This is a genomic window from Oceanicaulis sp., from assembly GCA_040112665.1.
In the GTDB taxonomy this organism is placed as follows: Bacteria; Pseudomonadota; Alphaproteobacteria; order Caulobacterales; family Maricaulaceae; genus Oceanicaulis.
In genome coordinates this window covers 90,061-106,647 of record CP157796.1, presented here as the reverse complement: position 1 = coordinate 106,647, position 16,587 = coordinate 90,061, and the positions used below count along the sequence as shown (strand labels likewise).

The window sequence follows — 16,587 nt, the reverse complement described above, 5'->3', positions numbered from 1 at the left end:
ATATGCGAAATTCGGCCTGTCAATTTCTGGGCTAGCGCAGCTGCAACCGGCTGAGTTCGGCGTAGAGCCCGCCTTGGGCCATAAGCGCGTCGTGGGTTCCCGATTCCACTACCCCGCCGTCCTTCATCACATAGATCCGGTCCGCCTTGCGCACGGTGGACAGCCTGTGGGCGACCACGAGCGTGGTGCGTCCCTCGCTGAGCCGTTCGAGCGCATCCTGCACCCGGGCCTCGGATTTGGCGTCGAGCGCGCTGGTGGCTTCGTCCAGCAGCAGGATCGGCGCGTCCTTCAGGATCGCGCGGGCGATCGCAATGCGCTGGCGCTGCCCGCCCGACAGGTTCGAGCCCTTGGGACCCGCGGGGCTGTCATAGCCATCGGGCAGGGCGGTGATGAAGTCATGCGCGTCAGCGGCCTCGGCTGCAGCCGTGATCTCGTCGTCGCTGGCGTCGAGCCGGCCCAGCGCGATGTTCGCCCTGATGGTGTCGTCGAAAAGCGTGACGTCCTGGCTGACGAGCGCGGTCGCGCCGCGCACCGAGGCGAGGGTGGAGGCCGCCAGATCCTGACCGTCGATCTCGATCGTCCCCGAGCCCGGATCGTAAAGCCGGCCCACGAGATTGAGCAGCGTCGTCTTGCCCGATCCGGACGGTCCGACCAGCGCGACCGTCTCGCCCGGCGCGACCTCGATCGTCACCCCGTCGAGCGCGGACTGGCCGGGCTCGTAGGCGAAGCTCACGTCCCTGACCTGAACGCCGCCCTGGACCACGCTCAGCGGTTTCGCGTCGTCAGGCTCGACCAGCTCGGGTTGCTCGTCGATCAGGCGGAACACCCGGTCGAGCACGGCGAAGCCTTCCTGCAGCACGCCGGTGAGCGAGGCCAGCGCGCGCGCGGCGGGGCTGAGCACCAGAAGCGTGACGATGAAGCCCAGAAGATCGGACAGGTCCGTCGCGCCCTGCACCGCGCGCCAGCCGGCGACGCCGAACACCACCGCCAGCGCCAGACCGCCTGCAGCCTCCATCACCGGTTCGATCCGCGCGCGCTGGGCGACCATGGACAGGACCAGCCTGAACCGGTCGGCGAAGCGGGTCTTGGCTCGGCCCTTCGCCCAGGGTTCGAGGGAGAAGCTTTTCACCATGCGCGCGCCGGAGAAGCTTTCCTCGAGAAAGCTCGACACGTCGCCCATCTGGGTCTGCACGGCGTCCGCGCGTTTGCGGATCGCCTTGCCGATGCGCAGCACCGGCTGGGCGGCGAGCGGCAGCACGATGACGATCACAAGGGTCAGCACCCAGTCCAGCCACAGCATCACCGCAAGGCAGCCGGCGACCTGCAGCGTGTCGCGCATCAAATTGTTCGCCGCGCGGATCAGGCCCTCGCGCAGCATGGTGATGTCGTTGGTGAAGCGGGAAATGATCGAGCCGACCGGCTCGCGCTCGATGCGCGCAAAATCCGCCGTGATCAGCCGGTCGAACATGGCGGTCTGAAGATCGCGCATCACCGACAGGGCGAGCCGGTTGGTCGCCACGGTCTGGAAATAAAGGCTGATCGCGCGCGCCCCGACGATCCCCAGGATCGCCGCAGGCGCGATCCACAGCACGGAGGGGTCGCGCGCTTCGAGAAGTCCCGAGGCGTATTGCACCACGACGCCGTAGCCCGACGCCGCCGCAGCGGTGATCGCCGACAGAAACAGCGCCCAGCCGATCAGGCCGGGGCGTTTCTTCAGCCAGCCGTTCCAGAGCCGCCGGGCGAGCGCGCGCGACTTGGCCGGGCCTGGCGGCTCGGCCGGGGCGGGCGCGGGAGGGACGGTCTCCGCGTCCGCCGCGCTGGCGGTCGCCTCGGTCAAACCGGTCAGCCCTGCGGGCCGCCTTCGGCCGGGTCCAGGAGGCGGTGGGCGTGGATGATGAAAAAGCGCATGTGGGCGTTGTCCACGGTGCGTTGCGCCGCGCCGCGCCAGGCCGCCTTGGCGCTTTCATAGTTCGGGAACGCGCCGACGAACTCGACCTTGTCGAGATCCTTGAACTCGTGCGCGTTCGGGCCGAGATCCTTCAGCTCGCCGCCGATGACGAGATGCAGAAGCTGACGGTCGCCGGACTGGCTCATCGATGCTCTCCCTTGTCGAGACGCTCTAATAGCAAGGCGTGAAGCGCCGGGCCAGCGGCCACGGGCGGCGGCTGGCGCGGCGGATCGCCGTTGAATTTCAGGGGCGCGCCGTCCCGGCCGCTGATCGTCCCGCCCGCTTCGGTGACGATGAGCGCGCCCGCGGCGAGGTCCCAGTCCCATTTGCCGCGCTCGGCTACGACTGCGTCGAACATTCCCTGCGCACAAAGCGCCAGCCGCAGCGCGGCGGAGTTCACCGTCGAGGCCGTCGCGCCGAGATCGCGCAAGGCGGTCAGGCGGCCAGGATCGCCCAGGACGCGCGCGCCGGAAATCGTCTTCTGCCCGCTATGGCGGATCGGCAGCCCGTTGAGCCGCGCGCCTTGACCGCGCGCCGCGTCCCAAAGCCGCTCGGTGGAGGGGTCGTAGAGCGCCGCGGCGACCGGTTCGCCGTCCTCGATCACCGCCACCGACACCACGAATTCGGGCCGGCCCTTCATGAAGGCGCGCGTGCCGTCGATCGGATCGACGACGAAGCTGCGCGGCCGTTCGAGCCGGGAGCGGTCGTCGGCGGTTTCTTCCGACAGCCAGCCGTATCCCGGCCGGGCGGGCAGGAGCCGGTCCTTCAGGAGATTGTCCGCCGCGAGGTCGGCGTCGCTGACCGGATCGCCCTTGGATTTCTCCCAGGTCTTCAGCCCGCGCGCCCTGAAGGCGAGCGCGAGCTTGCCCGCGTCGCGGGCCGCAGCGGCGATCAGGTCGCGATCGGTCTCAGCGCCCGCCAACCGACAGCCCCTCCACGAGGACGCTGGGGGAGTTCGTCGCGTGCTCGAATTCGAGATCGGAGCCGGGCACGAGCCGGGCGAACATGTCCTTGAGATTGCCCGCCACGGTCACTTCGCTCACCGGTCCGGCGCGCTTACCGCCAGCGATGCGGAAGCCCGCCACGCCGACCGACCAGTCGCCGGTGTTGGCGTTCAGCGAGGGGCCGAACATCTCGGTGACCAGAAGCCCCTCGCCGGCTTCGGCCAGAAGGTCGTCAAAGCTCGCCTCGCCCGGCTGCAGATGCACGTTCGCCGCAGAGACGCCCGGCGGGCCGCCGAGCCGCCGCGCGGCGTGGCCGGTCAGCTCCATGCCCAGCTGGCGCGCGCTCGCCGCGTTCATCAGGAAGGTGGTCAGCATCCCGTCCTCGATCAGCGCACGCGGGCGGCAGGCGATCCCTTCACCGTCGGCGGCGCGGGCGCCGAAGCTCCAGTCGCGCAGCGGATCCTCGACGATGTCGACGCCCTCGGCGAAGACCTTCTCGCCCAGACGGTCGCGCAGGAAGCTCGTCCCGCGCGCGATCGCGGGGCCGGAGATCGCGCCCAGCATCGAGGAGATGAAGGTGGTCGCGACGCGCTTGTCGAACACAACCGCCATCTTGCCCGATGGCAGCTTTTCCGATCCCAGGCGCGCCACGGCGCGCTCGCCGGCGCTGGTTCCGAGGATCGAGGCCGCCTTGAGATCGCCGAGACGCCTTGCGCTGTGGGAGTCGTAATCGCGCTCCATCGCGCCGTTCAGCTTGGCGATGGCCGCAACGCCGAGCCCGCAGCGCGAGCCCAGCCGGGCGCGCTCGAACCCGGTCGAGGTGACGAAAGACGATGCGCTGACCCCGGCGCTGGCGCCGGCGCTCGACACCGTCTCGACGCCGGGCACGGCGAGGGCTGCGGCTTCGAGCTCGAGCGCGGCGGCCTCAAGACCCTGCTCGTCGATCGCGGGCGGTTCGTAAAGCAGGATCGCGGGCAGCTTGCGCGCGAGGCGTTCAGGCTCGACCAGGCCGCAATAGGGGTCTTCAGGCGCGGCCTTGGCCATGGCGATCGCGCGCTCCACGGCGAGGGCGCAACCCGCCTGGGAAAGATCGGAGAAGGCGACGCCGGCCTGGCGCTTGCCGATCAGGACCCGCAGGCCTGCGTCCTTGCTCTCGCTGCGCTCGACGGTTTCAAGGCTGTGCTCGCGGACGCCGGCTTCGACCGAGCGGGATTCGCTGACGGCGGCCTCGGCCTGATCGGCGCCGGCCTTCATGGCGGCGTCGACGAGCGTGCGGGCGAGATCGAGAAGGGCGGCCGTGTCCGGCGCGCCCAGGACGGGGGAGGGGCGGGTTTCGGTCATGTCCCGCTCTTAACGCCTCCCCCGTGGTTCGGGCAATGCGAAGGCGCCTAAAGAAGGGCGTGCGCGACCAGCCCCAGCCCCAGGCCCAGATAGACCAGATAGGTGAGCGCCATGCCGGCGATGCGCCCGAAGCTCGGCCCCGGATTGCTGAGAAGGCCGACCGCGAACAGCACCCGGCCCAGGGTCAGCATCGTGCCCAGCACATGGATCGCGATCGCAGGCGCGCCCAGATGAGCGGCGAGCACCAGACCGATCAGCGCGCCCGGCAGCCATTCGGCCGAGTTTCCGAATGCGCGGCACGCCTGCTGCAGCTTTCCTTCACCCTCGCCCAGGCTCGTCTGCGTGGCGCGGCGATAGCGGCTGACATTCACGCCCAGCACGAAGAGCAAGAGCAGATTGAGCCCGACATAAAGCCCTGCGGCGGCGATGTCGGGCGGTGCGAAATCGGTCATCAGACCCTCCCCGGAGTGATTTCTTATGCGTCCTCTGACGGCGGCATGCCGGCGGCCTTGCGGATCGCGTCGGCGAGCACGGCGGGCGCTTCGGCGCCGGACACCGCGAAGCGGCCGTTGAAGATGAAGCAGGGCACGCCCTGCACTCCGAGCGAGCGGTAGAAGCGCTCCTCGGTCAGCACTGCGCCGGCGTCCCGGTCGGTCGCCAGAAGCTCGGCGACGAGTTCGGCCTCCAGCCCGTTTTCGCCAGCGATCTCGGCGAGCACGGCGCGGTCGCCGATATCGCGGCGTTCCTCGAAGAAGGCTTTATGGATCGCGTCCAGCACCGCCTCGCCCACGCCCTGGCCTTGCGCCCAGCGGATGACGCGATGCGCGTCCATCGTGTTGGGGCGCATCGGGATTTCGTCGAAATTGAAGACGATCCCCGCTTCGGGCCCGGCCTGTTCGAGATGGGCGCGCATCGCCTTGAACCGGTCGGACGGACCGCCGCCGAATTTCTGTTTCATGTACTCGGCGTAGGGCACGCCCGCGCGCGGCACGGCGGCGTCGAGCTGGAAGGGCCTGAGGATCGTCTCGGTCTCGATGTCGGGAACGAGCGCGCGCGCCTGGTTCCAGTAGCGCAGGCCGAGCCAGCACCACGGACAGACGGGATCGGAGACGAGATCGACAGAGACAGCAGCCATGACGCGCACGCTAGAGCGCTTCACCCCGGCCGCAAAGCCTCCCGCGCTCAGGCGCTGACGTCGAGCAGTTCGCCGACCATGTCGTCGGCCGCGCGGATCGAGGTCGCGGCGAGGGCGGCCTGCTGATTGGCGCGGATCATGTCGACCCGGGCTTTCACGATTGAGTCGTCGAAAGAGGGGGCGCGGCCGCCGGGTCCGGCGGGTGGTGGGGGGGCGACGGGTTGTCCGGCGGCCGCGCGAGGAGATGGTGCGTCTGGGGGAGACGCGGCAGGGATGGTCGAGGCGCGAACGCGGGCGACCTGGGACGCAGCGCCCTCGAGGCGCGCCGCAGCGGCCTGGAAAGCCTGTAACCCGGATGCGTGGACCGCGTTCATGCCGATGACCATGCAGGCGAATTTCGCCGATTGCACGCGCGTTCGTTAAAGGTGGTGAAGAAAGCGTTGAGGCTCTCAGCGCGCCGGTTCGGCGGGCTCCTCGGCGGCCAGACGCGTCAGCGCGTCATAGACGATGTCCGCCTCCTCTTCGCCCAGCCTGTCGCCGAGTTCGGCGTTGAACGCGCGAAGGACGTGATCGGCGCGCTCGGCGGCGAGCCGGCCCGCCTCGGTGAGATCGACCAGCGCGCCGCGCCGGTCGCCCGCATCCCGGCGTTTCGCCACCAGCCCGGCCTTCTCCATCCGGCCGACGAGGCCCGTGACCGCAGGCGCGCCCAGCGCCAGGGTCTCACCGATCGCGCCCATGCGCCGCTCCCCGCGCCTCAGCAGCAGGAACAGCACGGCGGCCTGGCTCGCGCTCACGCCTGCCTCGGCGGCCAGACGCGCGTCCGCCTCCCGGTGAAGGCGCCGGGCTGCGATCTCGATGAGCAGGAAAAGCCGCCGGTCGACGGCGCGAACGCGTGCCATACCAGCAGGTTGCGCCGATTCGTTCGCGCGCGAAAGATTGCGGGCCTAAGCGACTTCCTTGGGCAGCTTGAAGACGACGTCCTCGTCGGCCACCCGGATCTCCTCGATCTTCACCGGGTGACGCTGCGCGATCGCCGCGATCAGGTCCTCGACCAGCTCTTCAGGCGCGCTGGCCCCGGCGCTGATCCCGATCCGCGACGCGCCTTCGAACCAGCTCCAATCGACGTCCTCGGCCTTTTGCACGAGTTTGGCGTCTTTCGCGCCGGCGCGCAGCGCGACCTCCACCAGCCTGACCGAGTTCGACGAGTTCGGCGCGCCGACCACGAGCACGAGATCGGCCGAGGCGCCGATCGCCTTCACCGCCGCCTGGCGGTTCGTGGTGGCGTAGCAGATGTCTTCCTTGTGCGGCGCGGCGATCTCGGGGAAGCGGCGCTGCAGGGCGGCGACGATCTCCGCGGTGTCGTCCACAGACAGGGTGGTTTGGGTGACGAAGGCGATTTCGGCCGGATCGCGCGGCTCGAAGGCTTCGGCGTCGGCGACGGTCTCGATGAGGTGGATCGCGCCTTCGGGAAGCTGGCCGAGCGTTCCGACGACTTCGGGATGGCCGGCATGGCCGATCAGCACGATCTCCTTGCCCGCCTTGTGATGGCGCTGGGCTTCGACATGGACTTTCGAGACCAGCGGGCAGGTCGCGTCGACATAGAGCATGTCGCGGGCGGCGGCGCTGGCGGGCACCGATTTGGGCACGCCGTGCGCGGAGAACACGACCGGCCGGTCGTCGGGACACTCGTCGAGCTCCTTGACGAAGACCGCGCCCATCGTCTTCAGCCGGTTCACGACGTGCTTGTTGTGCACGATTTCATGGCGGACATAGACCGGCGCGCCATAGCGTTCGAGCGCGCGTTCGACGATCTGGATCGCCCGGTCCACACCGGCGCAGAAGCCGCGCGGACTGGCGAGCAGCAGGGTCAGGGCGCTGGACTCCGACATGAAATCTCCGTTGCGCGGCGCGAGCGGGCGTTGCAGCGGACCGGCTCGCGTAATAGACAGCCTTTAGCAGACCGCGCCCGGCGGGCGAAAGCCCGGCCTCGCCGGACGCGGCGTCTGGTGACGCACCATTTGGGGATCGTTCATGCGCATTTCAGCCCTCGCCGTTCCTGTTCTCGCCCTCAGCCTGGTGGGCTGTCAGTCGATGCGCGAGCGTTTCGCCGAACCTGAACCCAATCCCGGCCCGTGCCCGAACGCGCTGGCGCTGTACGACGCGCACAGGCTGGTCGAGATCCGCGGCGAGGAGATCGTCTACGAAAATGTCGGCTTCACCGCCGAGATTCTCGATGTCGAGAGCCGCTGCCGCTACACCGACCGCCGCGCCGACCCGATCGAGATGGAGCTCGGCGTGCGCATGGCCTTCGGCCGCGGCCCTGCTGCGGTGGGCGACACCCACACCTACCAGCTGTTCGTCGCCGTGACCGGGCTCGACGATATCGTAATCGACAAGCAGGTCTTCCCGGTCACCGCAGAATTCCGGCCCGGACAGGACCGCATCGAGCGCATCGAAGTCTTCGATCCGGTCCGCATTCCGCGGGCCAATCCGGACACCTCGGGCGTGAACTTCGAGGTGCTGGTCGGCTTCGAGCTGACTGAAGAGCAGATCGAGTTCAACCGCTCGGGCCTCAGGTTCCGCGTCGACGCCGGTCAGGACTGATCCCGCCCATAAGGGGCGCGCCGGCGTCGGGCCGCGCGCCCGGCCTTTCGGAGCGCCGCCATGGCTTCGCTGATCTCACGCCTGTCTGAAACCCTGTCTCAGGCCTTCGCCGCCGAAGGCCTGCCCGCCGATCTGGGCGTGGTGATCGAAAGCGACCGGCCCGATCTCGCGCCCTATCAGTGCAACGGCGCGATGGCGGCGGCCAAAATCGCGAAGAAGCCCCCGCGCGCCGTCGCCGAAGCGGTGGCCGCACGGCTGGCCGACGCCGAGCCCGATCTCGCCGTCGAGATCGCAGGGCCGGGCTTTCTCAACCTGACCCCGCCGTCCGAGTTCTACGCCGGCCGCGCCGACGCGATCGCCGCTGATGCACGCGCTGGGGCGGGAAAGGCTGAAAAGCCGCTGAAGATCATGCTCGACTTCGGCGGGCCGAACGTGGCCAAGCCCATGCATGTCGGCCATCTCCGCTCCGCGGTGATCGGGGACTGCCTGCAGCGGCTCCTGGCTTTCCGCGGCCATGAGACGATCTCGGACGTCCATCTGGGCGACTGGGGGCTTCAGATGGGCCATCTCGTCACCGAGCTCGAAGACGAGCAGCCCGGACTTCCCTATTTCGACGCCGACTTCACCGGGCCGTACCCTGAGGAGAGCCCGGTCACGATCGAAGATCTCTCCCGGCTCTACCCGCAGGCCTCGGCGAAGGCGAAGGAAGACCCCGAGCGCAACGCGCGCTCCCAGAAAGCCACCGCCGAGCTACAGGCCGGCCGGCCGGGCTACCGGGCGCTGCTCGGCCATTTCATCACCGTCTCGATCGCCGCGCTGAAGGCCGATTACGAGGCGCTGGGGGTCAGCTTCGACCTGTGGAAGGGGGAAAGCGACGTCAACGACCTGATCCCGTCCATGGTGGAGGACTTCAAGGCGCGCGGCGTGGCCGAGGAAAGCGAGGGCGCCTGGGTGGTCCGGGTCGCCGAGGAGAGCGACAAGAAGGAGCTTCCCCCGCTCATTCTGGTGTCCCGGCAGGGCTCGGCGCTTTATGCGACGACCGATCTCGCGACCATTCTCGACCGCCGCAAGACCTACGATCCCGATCTCGTGCTCTACGTGGTCGACCTCGCCCAGTCCGATCATTTCGAGCAGGTCTTCCGCGCCGCGGTGAAAGCCGGCTATGGCGAGCCTGGGAGCTTCGAGCACGTGAAGTTCGGCACGGTGAACGGACCGGACGGCAAGCGCCTGCGCACCCGGGCGGGCGGCACGTTCAAGCTCGCCGATCTCATCGGAGAGGCGTTCGAGCGGGCCAAGGCGCGGCTTAACGAAGCCGGGCTCGGCGGCGAGCTCTCCGAAGCGGAATTCGATTCCGTGGCCCGCGCGGTGGCCAACGCCGCGATCAAGTTCTCCGACCTCTCCAACGTCCGGACGACCAATTACATCTTCGATCTCGACCGCTTCGTGAGCTTCGAGGGCAAGACCGGCCCTTACCTGCTTTATCAGGCGGTCCGGGTGAAATCGCTGATGAAGAAGGCCGCCGAGAAGGGCCTCGAGGCCGGCCCCGTCACCATCACCGAAAAGGCCGAAGCCGCGCTGGTGCGTCGGCTGGACGGGTTCGAAGCCGCGCTCGAACGCGCCGAGCAGGGCCGGGCGCCGCACGTGCTGTGCGAGCACGCCTATGGTCTCGCGCAGGCTTTCTCCGGCTTCTACGCGGCCTGCCCGATCCTGCCGGAGGAAGACGCGGCCGTTCGGGCTTCGCGCCTGCGGCTCGCGGAGACGACGCTGACCCAGCTCGAACTGGTGCTCGGCCTCATTGGTCTGGACGTGCCCGAACGGATGTAGCCACGCCCCGTCTCGATTGACTCGAATCGGGCTTGGGCTAGTTTGCCCGCGCGTCCGGAGCGTCGTGAGACGGGCTGTGCGCGGACGACATGACGGCCCCTCGCGGGAGAGACCGGCCGAAGACGCCGGCGCCGAAGGCGCAACCGCCCCGGAAACGCTCAGGCATCAGGACCGCGAACCCAAGGCCGACGCTGGAAAGCGGGCGTGGACAGGTGTGTTCTGCGCCCCACCGAAGGAGCAATGCGGCCTCCCTTGACCGGGCCGGCGCGCGGGAATCTCTCAGGTCCTGGAGACAGCGGGGGCGAGTTCAGGCGGGGGCGCGAGGCCGCCGCTTGTGATCGCGAACCTGCGCGAAGACCTCGAGGAGCGCTCATGGCCGACCAGCCGCTGCACCGGACCCCGCTTTACGACCTGCATGTCGAGCTCGGCGCCAAGATGGTGCCCTTCGCCGGCTATGAAATGCCGGTGCAGTACGAAGGCGTGATGGCCGAGCACCATCACACCCGCAAGCATGCCGGCCTGTTCGACGTCTCCCACATGGGTCAGGCGCGGGTGACCGGCGAGGCGGGCGCGCTCGAAGCGCTGATCACCGCCGATCTGGGCGCGCTCGAGACCGGCCAGCAGAAATACACGCTGCTGCTCAACGACGAGGGCGGGATCATGGACGACCTGATGGTTTCCCGCCCCGAGGACGACTTCCTGTTCGTCGTCGTCAACGCCGCCACCAAAGGGGCGGACTTCGCCCATATGCGCGACCGTTTCGGCACGCGCGCCGAGCTGATCGAGCTCGACGACCGCGCGCTGCTCGCCCTTCAGGGGCCCGAAGCGGTCAAGGTGATGGAAGACCTCTGCCCCGGCGCGTGCGGGCTGAAATTCATGCAGGCCGGCCGGTTCGAGCTGGCCGGGTTCGAGGTTCTGGTCTCTCGCTCGGGCTATACCGGCGAGGACGGGTTCGAGATCTCGGTGCTCGAAAGCGAGGCCGAGGCGCTGGCGCGCGCGCTGCTGGCTGACGAGCGGGTCAAGCCGATCGGTCTGGGCGCGCGGGACTCGCTGCGCCTGGAAGCCGGGCTCTGCCTTTACGGCCACGACATGGACGAGACGATCACCCCGCCTGAAGCCGCGCTGACCTGGGCGGTCGCGAAATCCAGGCGCGAGCGGGCCGATTTTCCCGGCGCGCGCCGCATCCTCAAGCTCATCGAGGACGGGCCGGAACGAAAGCGCGTGGGCATCGTGCTCAACGACCGCGCTCCGGCGCGCGAAGGCACGGAGATCCAGCATGACGGCGAGACCGTCGGCGTGGTCACCTCCGGCGGCTTCGGGCCGACCGTGGGCGGGCCGATCGCCATGGGCTATGTCCGCGCCGACCTCGCCAAGCCAGGCACGCCGCTCGAGCTGATGGTGCGCGGCAAGGCGCGCCAGGCCGAAGTGGTCAAGACGCCGTTTTCCGAACACCGCTTTTTCCGCGGCTAGATCGACCTTCAAGGGGAGTACCGCATGAGCCAGACCCGCTACACCAAGGACCATGAATGGGTCCGCGTCGACGGCGAAGACGCCGTGATGGGGATCACCGCCTACGCCGCCGAGCAGCTCGGCGACGTGGTGTTCGTCGAGCTCCCCGAGGTCGGCAAGGAATTCAAGCAGGGCGACGAGCTCGCCGTGGTCGAGAGCGTCAAGGCGGCCTCGGAAGTCTACGCGCCGATCTCCGGCACGGTCACGGCCGTCAACGACGCGCTGGAAGGCGAGCCGGGCAAGGTCAATGAAAGCCCGGCCGATCAGGGCTGGTTCGTCAAGCTCAAGGTCGCCGACGCGGGCGAACTCGAAAAGCTCATGGATGACGACGCCTACAAGGCGCACACCGAGTAGGCCATGCATCCCAACCGGGCCTTCGCCGCCGATACGAAGACCGCGCTCGCTCTGGTGCGCGCGCGGCCCTTCGCGGCGCTGACGGCCTGGAGCGGGACCCGGCTCGTCACCGTGCAGACCCCGCTCATCCCGGTGCTGGACGAGGATGGCGCGCTGGTGGCGCTGGAAGGCCATCTGGCGCGGGCGAACCGGTTTCACGCCGCGCTGGAGGAGCGAAAGCCGGTCCCGGCGGTGGCTGTGTTTTGCGGGCCGGACGCCTATGTCTCGCCTTCACACTACCCGTCCAAGGGTGAGACCGGCCGGGTGGTGCCGACCTGGAACTACCTGACCGCCGAGGCCGAGGGCGAACTCGAGGTGCTCGACGATCCAGGCCTGGTCCGGTCGATTTTGGACCGGCAGGCCGGCGACTACGAGACCGGCCTGGCGGGCGCTGAGGAGGCCTGGCGGGTCTCCGACGCGCCGGAAGACTACGTGTCGCCGATGATGCGCGCGATCGCGGGGCTGAGGCTCCGAATCACCCGCTTCGAGGCGACCGCCAAGCTCGGCCAGAACAAGGCCGGAGCGGATTTTCATGGGGTGATCGACGCGCTGAGCGCGCGCGAGGATCCCGGGGCGCGCGGCGTGGCCGCGCTGATGAGAGAGCTGGAAAGAGGCTGAAGCGCCGATGCGTTACCTTCCTTTGACGCCTGACGACCGCAAGGCGATGCTCGACACGGTCGGCGTCTCCTCGATCGAGGATCTGTTCGCCGACGTGCCCGAAGCCGCCCGGCTCGACGGCCCTGTGAACCTGCCGCGCCGCGCGACCGAGCTCGAAGTCGAGCGCGCCTTCACGCGCATGGCGAAGAAGAACCTCTCTGCGGGCGAAGCGCCGTTCTTCGTCGGGGCGGGCGCGTACAAGCACCACGTCCCCGCCACGGTGGATCACCTGATCCAGCGCTCGGAATTCCTGACGAGCTACACGCCGTATCAGCCCGAGATCAGCCAGGGCACGCTGCAGACCCTGTTCGAATTTCAGACCCAGGTCGCCGCGCTGACCGGCCTGCCGGTGGCGAACGCCTCGATGTATGACGGCTCGACCTCGTGCGCCGAAGCGGTGCTGATGGCCTGCCGGATCACCAAGCGCTCCAAGGCGGTGCTGAGCGGCAATCTGCACCCGCACTACGCCGCTGCGACCCATACGCTGGCCAAATACATGGACATCGAGACCGTCAGCCAGGGCGCCAAACCCGGCGCGCTGGACGATCTCATAGGCTCGATCGACGACGACACCGCCTGCGTGGTGGTGCAGACCCCTGACGTGTTCGGCCAGCTGCATGATCTCGAAGCGATCTCGAAGGCCGCCCACGAGAAGGGCGCGCTGGTCATCGCGGTGTTCACCGAAGTGGTGTCCTTGGGCCTTGTAAAATCGCCCGGCGAGATGGGTGCGGACATCGTGGTCGGCGAAGGCCAGTCGCTCGGCGTCGGCCTTCAATTCGGCGGGCCTTACGTGGGCCTGTTCGCCTGCCGCGACGATCGCAACTTCATCCGCAACATGCCCGGCCGGCTCGCCGGCGAGACAGTGGACGCGGACGGCCGGCGCGGCTTCGTGCTGACGCTGTCCACCCGCGAGCAGCATATCCGCCGCGACAAGGCGACCTCGAACATCTGCACGAACTCCGGGCTGATGGCGCTGGCCTGGACGATCCACATGACGCTGCTGGGCCAGGCGGGGCTGAGCAAGCTCGCGCGCCTCAATCACGAAGCGGCCTGCGAGCTCGCCGACCGTCTGTCCGCGATCGGCGGCGTGGAGCTGGTCACCGGCAGCTTCTTCAACGAGTTCACCCTGCGCCTGCCCACCGGCGCGGCGAAGGTCGTCGATCAGCTCGCCGCCAAGGGCGTGCTCGCCGGCGTTCCGGCCTCGCGGCTTTATGGCGAAGGTAAAGGCGTCGACGATCTCCTGATCGTCGCGGCCACCGAAACCAACACTCCTGCTGACTTCGACGCGTTCGAAACCGCGCTGAAGGAGATCCTGTAATGGCGATGAACTCCCAGGGCCGCCCGTCCAAGCCGCTGCACACCTTCGATGCGGGCGCGTACACCGACACGTTTTCGGGCTCGCGCGGGCTCGATCAGGCCGAGCCGCTGATCTTCGAGCGCGGCCGGTTCGACAACACCGGCGTCGATCTGCCCGAACCCAAGGGAACCAAGACCCGTCTGGACGGTCTCGAGCGCAGCGGCGAGCTGGGCCTGCCTGGCCTGTCCGAGCCCGAAGCCATGCGCCATTATGTGCGCCTGAGCCGCAAGAACTACGCGATCGATCTTGGGCTCTATCCGCTGGGTTCGTGCACGATGAAGCACAATCCGCGCCTGAACGAGAAGCTCGCGCGGCTTCCCGGCTTCATCGACATCCACCCGCTGCAGCCCCATTCGACCGTGCAGGGCGCCTATGAGCTGATCGGCGAGCTGGCCCACTGGCTGATGACGCTGACGAACACGCCCGCCGTGGCGATGAGCCCCAAGGCCGGCGCGCATGGCGAGCTGTGCGGCATGATGGCGATCCGCGCCGCGCTGGACGCGCGCGGGGAGAAGAACCGCCGCCGCGTGCTGGTGCCTGAAAGCGCGCACGGCACGAACCCGGCGACGGCCGTTCAGTGCGGCTTCACCGTGGACGAGATCCCCGCCGACGAAGGCGGCCGGGTCGACATGGAGGCCTTCAAGGCCAAGCTCGGCGACGACGTCGCGGGCATCATGCTGACCAACCCGAACACGTGCGGCCTGTTCGAGCGCGACATCCGCGAGATCGCCGACCTCATTCACGAGGCGGGCGGGTATTTCTACTGCGACGGCGCGAACTTCAACGCCATCGTCGGCCGGGTGCGCCCGGGCGATCTGGGCATCGACGCCATGCACATCAACCTGCACAAGACCTTCTCCACCCCCCATGGCGGCGGCGGTCCGGGCTCGGGCCCGACGGTCTTCTCCGAAGCGCTCGCGCCCTATGCACCGGTGCCGTACGTCAAGACCGACGGAGAAGGCTGGACGATGGTCGAGCACGAGGACGAGGCCCGCGCCGACGGCGGCGATCCGTTCGGCCGCATGGTCGCCTTCCACGGAAACATGGGCATGTTCACCCGCGCGCTCAGCTACATGATGAGCCACGGCTCGGACGGTCTGAAACAGGCCGCCGAGGACGCGGTGCTGAACGCGAACTACATCCTGGCGCGCCTGAAGCAGGTCATGACGCCGGCCTTCGAGGGCACGTGCATGCACGAAGCCCTGTTCGACGACCGGTTCCTGAAAGACACCGGCGTCTCCACGCTCGATTTCGCCAAGGCGATGATCGACGAGGGCTACCACCCGATGACCATGTACTTCCCGCTCGTGGTGCACGGCGCGATGCTGATCGAGCCGACCGAGACCGAGTCCAAGGCCGGGCTCGACCGGTTCTGCGACACGCTGGAAGCCCTCGCCGAAGCGGCGAAGGCGGGCGAGACCGAGCGCTTCACCAACGCGCCGGTTCATGCGCCCGCCAAGCGCCTGGACGAGACAAAGGCCGCGCGCAGCCCCGTGCTGCGCTGGACGCCGGCGGAGGACACTCCGCAGGCGGCCGAATAGGCCTCACCAGATCTTCGTCGCCTCGCGCGGCGTCTGTGCGACAGGGCGGGCGGCCGGGAACAACCGGTCGCCCGCTTTGCGTGTGAGCCTCAGCACAGGTTGTTCGAACAGGCGGTGCATCAGGCCCGCCGCGGCGATGCTGATCGCCGCGCCCGTGACGAGATAGCCGACCGATCCGACGACGCCGCCTTCAGGCAGCACCGCCGCCCAGACCCGCGCCAGGGCGGCCACCAGCGGCAGGTGGATTAGATAAAGCGCGTAGGACCAGTCCCCGAGCCGGATGAGCACGCGCGAAGGCCGGCTTGCGGTGTCCAGATCGAGCCCCGCCACCCCGTAGACGATGAACGCGGCCGGGATCCCGAATGCCGCGACGCGGTCCCAGCCGGCCGGCGGAATCGCTCCGGGGCTCCAGTCGATGAGGATGGTCGCGGCGAGCCACCACACCACGCCCAGCCCGATCGAGGGCAAGGCGAAGGCGCGCCGTCCGCTGGCGGCCAGAAGCCCCGCGCCGCAGCCCAGAACGAACTCTGCAGTGAGCGGATGTGTGATGAGGTGGAGCACCGGCGCCGAGCCCGGCGCCAGCAGCGCGCCTGCGAGCGCCGCCGTGGCGATCCAGACCGCCAGCAGGGCGGGCAGCCAGCGCCTGGGCGCGAGCAGCAGCGCAGCGAAGACGAGGTAGAAATACATCTCGTGGATCAGCGTCCAGCCGACCACCAGAACGGGCGGCCCGCCCACCGGCCAGAGCGCCAGCGAGGCGGGGACGTTCAGATCGCCCGCCTGCCGGCTGAACGCGCCGTCGAGCAGCAAATAACCCGCCAGCATCGCTGCGGTGGCCAGCCAGTAGGGCGGGTAGATCCGCGTGATCCGGGCGTAGAGAAAGCGGGCGGAAAACCCCGCCGAGCCGTGCGGGGCGTGCCGGGTCACCCAGACCATGACGAAGCCGGAGATGACGAAAAACAGGTCCACGCCGGACATGCCGGCCGCCGCGAAGACCGGGCTGATCGCCGCCTCGAGGAAGCGCGTCTCCTGCTGGCCGAGATGGAGGCCCAGCACCAACAGCGCGGCGAGCGCGCGAAGCGCCTGTATCCATTCCAGTTTCAAGTCGCAGCCCGCCGTTCACTTCCCCGCGCGGCAAGCCTAGACGAGGCCCGCCTCGCCCGTCCATGCGTCAGACCCGGTGTCAGCGGAATGTCACAGAGCGCGGGTTTCCGGGGCTTTCGCAGCTTCAAAGCAGCCTCGCACACCGGTTTACCTTGAAGTCGGGCCTTCCGATCTAGACATTAGGGACGCGCTGGATGTTCGTCCGGCGGTCTTGCGAGCGGAGCACAGCTTTG

At 68.7% G+C, this 16,587-nt stretch carries 16 protein-coding genes and 1 riboswitch; of the genes, 7 read left to right on the top strand and 9 right to left on the bottom strand.

What is annotated here, in order from left to right; genetic code table 11:
• Positions 1 to 31: 31 nt before the first annotated feature.
• The 8 genes from ABL308_00580 to ispH all read right to left on the bottom strand — a co-directional run bounded on the left by ABL308_00580 (position 32) and on the right by ispH (position 7,257).
• The gene (locus ABL308_00580) at positions 32 to 1,837 is read right to left on the bottom strand and encodes an ABC transporter ATP-binding protein (protein ID XBQ16388.1); all 1,806 of its coding nucleotides are present in this window, start codon (positions 1,835 to 1,837) and stop codon (positions 32 to 34) included.
• Positions 1,838 to 1,842: 5 nt separating this feature from the next.
• The gene (locus ABL308_00575; protein XBQ16387.1) at positions 1,843 to 2,094 is read right to left on the bottom strand and encodes a DUF4170 domain-containing protein; all 252 of its coding nucleotides are present in this window, start codon (positions 2,092 to 2,094) and stop codon (positions 1,843 to 1,845) included.
• Positions 2,091 to 2,870 carry a 3'(2'),5'-bisphosphate nucleotidase CysQ gene (locus tag ABL308_00570; GenBank protein XBQ16386.1) on the bottom strand — a complete coding sequence of 260 codons (780 nt, stop codon included), beginning with the start codon at positions 2,868 to 2,870 and terminating at the stop codon, positions 2,091 to 2,093. The genes ABL308_00575 and ABL308_00570 overlap by 4 nt, the downstream gene beginning before the upstream one ends.
• Positions 2,857 to 4,233 (bottom strand): TldD/PmbA family protein, encoded by a 1,377-nt coding sequence (locus tag ABL308_00565; protein XBQ16385.1) that lies wholly within the window; start codon positions 4,231 to 4,233, stop codon positions 2,857 to 2,859. The genes ABL308_00570 and ABL308_00565 overlap by 14 nt, the downstream gene beginning before the upstream one ends.
• 47 nt (positions 4,234 to 4,280) lie before the next feature.
• Positions 4,281 to 4,685 carry an MAPEG family protein gene (locus ABL308_00560; GenBank protein XBQ16384.1) on the bottom strand — a complete coding sequence of 135 codons (405 nt, stop codon included), beginning with the start codon at positions 4,683 to 4,685 and terminating at the stop codon, positions 4,281 to 4,283.
• A gap of 23 nt (positions 4,686 to 4,708) precedes the next feature.
• Positions 4,709 to 5,368, bottom strand: a complete 660-nt coding sequence (locus tag ABL308_00555; GenBank protein ID XBQ16383.1) for a DsbA family oxidoreductase — start codon at positions 5,366 to 5,368, stop codon at positions 4,709 to 4,711.
• A gap of 449 nt (positions 5,369 to 5,817) precedes the next feature.
• A complete protein-coding gene (locus ABL308_00550; protein XBQ16382.1) occupies positions 5,818 to 6,267 on the bottom strand; it encodes a MarR family winged helix-turn-helix transcriptional regulator in 450 nt (149 codons plus the stop codon).
• A gap of 45 nt (positions 6,268 to 6,312) precedes the next feature.
• Complete coding sequence (gene ispH / locus ABL308_00545; GenBank protein ID XBQ16381.1) at positions 6,313 to 7,257, bottom strand: 4-hydroxy-3-methylbut-2-enyl diphosphate reductase; 945 nt, start codon at positions 7,255 to 7,257, stop codon at positions 6,313 to 6,315.
• A gap of 142 nt (positions 7,258 to 7,399) precedes the next feature.
• Between ispH and ABL308_00540 the strand changes: the two genes are divergently transcribed.
• The 7 genes from ABL308_00540 to gcvPB all read left to right on the top strand — a co-directional run bounded on the left by ABL308_00540 (position 7,400) and on the right by gcvPB (position 15,253).
• Positions 7,400 to 7,972: a hypothetical protein gene (locus ABL308_00540; GenBank protein ID XBQ16380.1), complete on the top strand. Its 573-nt coding sequence runs from the start codon at positions 7,400 to 7,402 to the stop codon at positions 7,970 to 7,972.
• A gap of 60 nt (positions 7,973 to 8,032) precedes the next feature.
• Positions 8,033 to 9,796, top strand: coding sequence for an arginine--tRNA ligase (gene argS / locus ABL308_00535; protein XBQ16379.1), 1,764 nt, complete (start codon positions 8,033 to 8,035; stop codon positions 9,794 to 9,796).
• Positions 9,797 to 9,889: 93 nt separating this feature from the next.
• A riboswitch (glycine riboswitch) is annotated at positions 9,890 to 9,980 on the top strand.
• A gap of 188 nt (positions 9,981 to 10,168) precedes the next feature.
• Positions 10,169 to 11,266 carry a glycine cleavage system aminomethyltransferase GcvT gene (gene gcvT, locus ABL308_00530; GenBank protein ID XBQ16378.1) on the top strand — a complete coding sequence of 366 codons (1,098 nt, stop codon included), beginning with the start codon at positions 10,169 to 10,171 and terminating at the stop codon, positions 11,264 to 11,266.
• A 24-nt stretch (positions 11,267 to 11,290) separates the two neighbouring features.
• Positions 11,291 to 11,659: a glycine cleavage system protein GcvH gene (gene gcvH, locus ABL308_00525; GenBank protein ID XBQ16377.1), complete on the top strand. Its 369-nt coding sequence runs from the start codon at positions 11,291 to 11,293 to the stop codon at positions 11,657 to 11,659.
• 3 nt (positions 11,660 to 11,662) lie between these two features.
• Entirely contained in the window at positions 11,663 to 12,316 is a 654-nt protein-coding gene (locus ABL308_00520; GenBank protein ID XBQ16376.1) for an FMN-binding negative transcriptional regulator, read from the top strand.
• Positions 12,317 to 12,323: 7 nt separating this feature from the next.
• Positions 12,324 to 13,673 carry an aminomethyl-transferring glycine dehydrogenase subunit GcvPA gene (gcvPA, locus tag ABL308_00515; GenBank protein ID XBQ16375.1) on the top strand — a complete coding sequence of 450 codons (1,350 nt, stop codon included), beginning with the start codon at positions 12,324 to 12,326 and terminating at the stop codon, positions 13,671 to 13,673.
• Entirely contained in the window at positions 13,673 to 15,253 is a 1,581-nt protein-coding gene (gene gcvPB, locus ABL308_00510) for an aminomethyl-transferring glycine dehydrogenase subunit GcvPB (GenBank protein ID XBQ16374.1), read from the top strand. The genes gcvPA and gcvPB overlap by 1 nt, the downstream gene beginning before the upstream one ends.
• A 3-nt stretch (positions 15,254 to 15,256) precedes the next feature.
• On the opposite strand, the gene ABL308_00505 is transcribed toward gcvPB, so the two are convergent.
• Positions 15,257 to 16,354 carry an acyltransferase gene (locus tag ABL308_00505; protein ID XBQ16373.1) on the bottom strand — a complete coding sequence of 366 codons (1,098 nt, stop codon included), beginning with the start codon at positions 16,352 to 16,354 and terminating at the stop codon, positions 15,257 to 15,259.
• Positions 16,355 to 16,587: the final 233 nt, after the last annotated feature.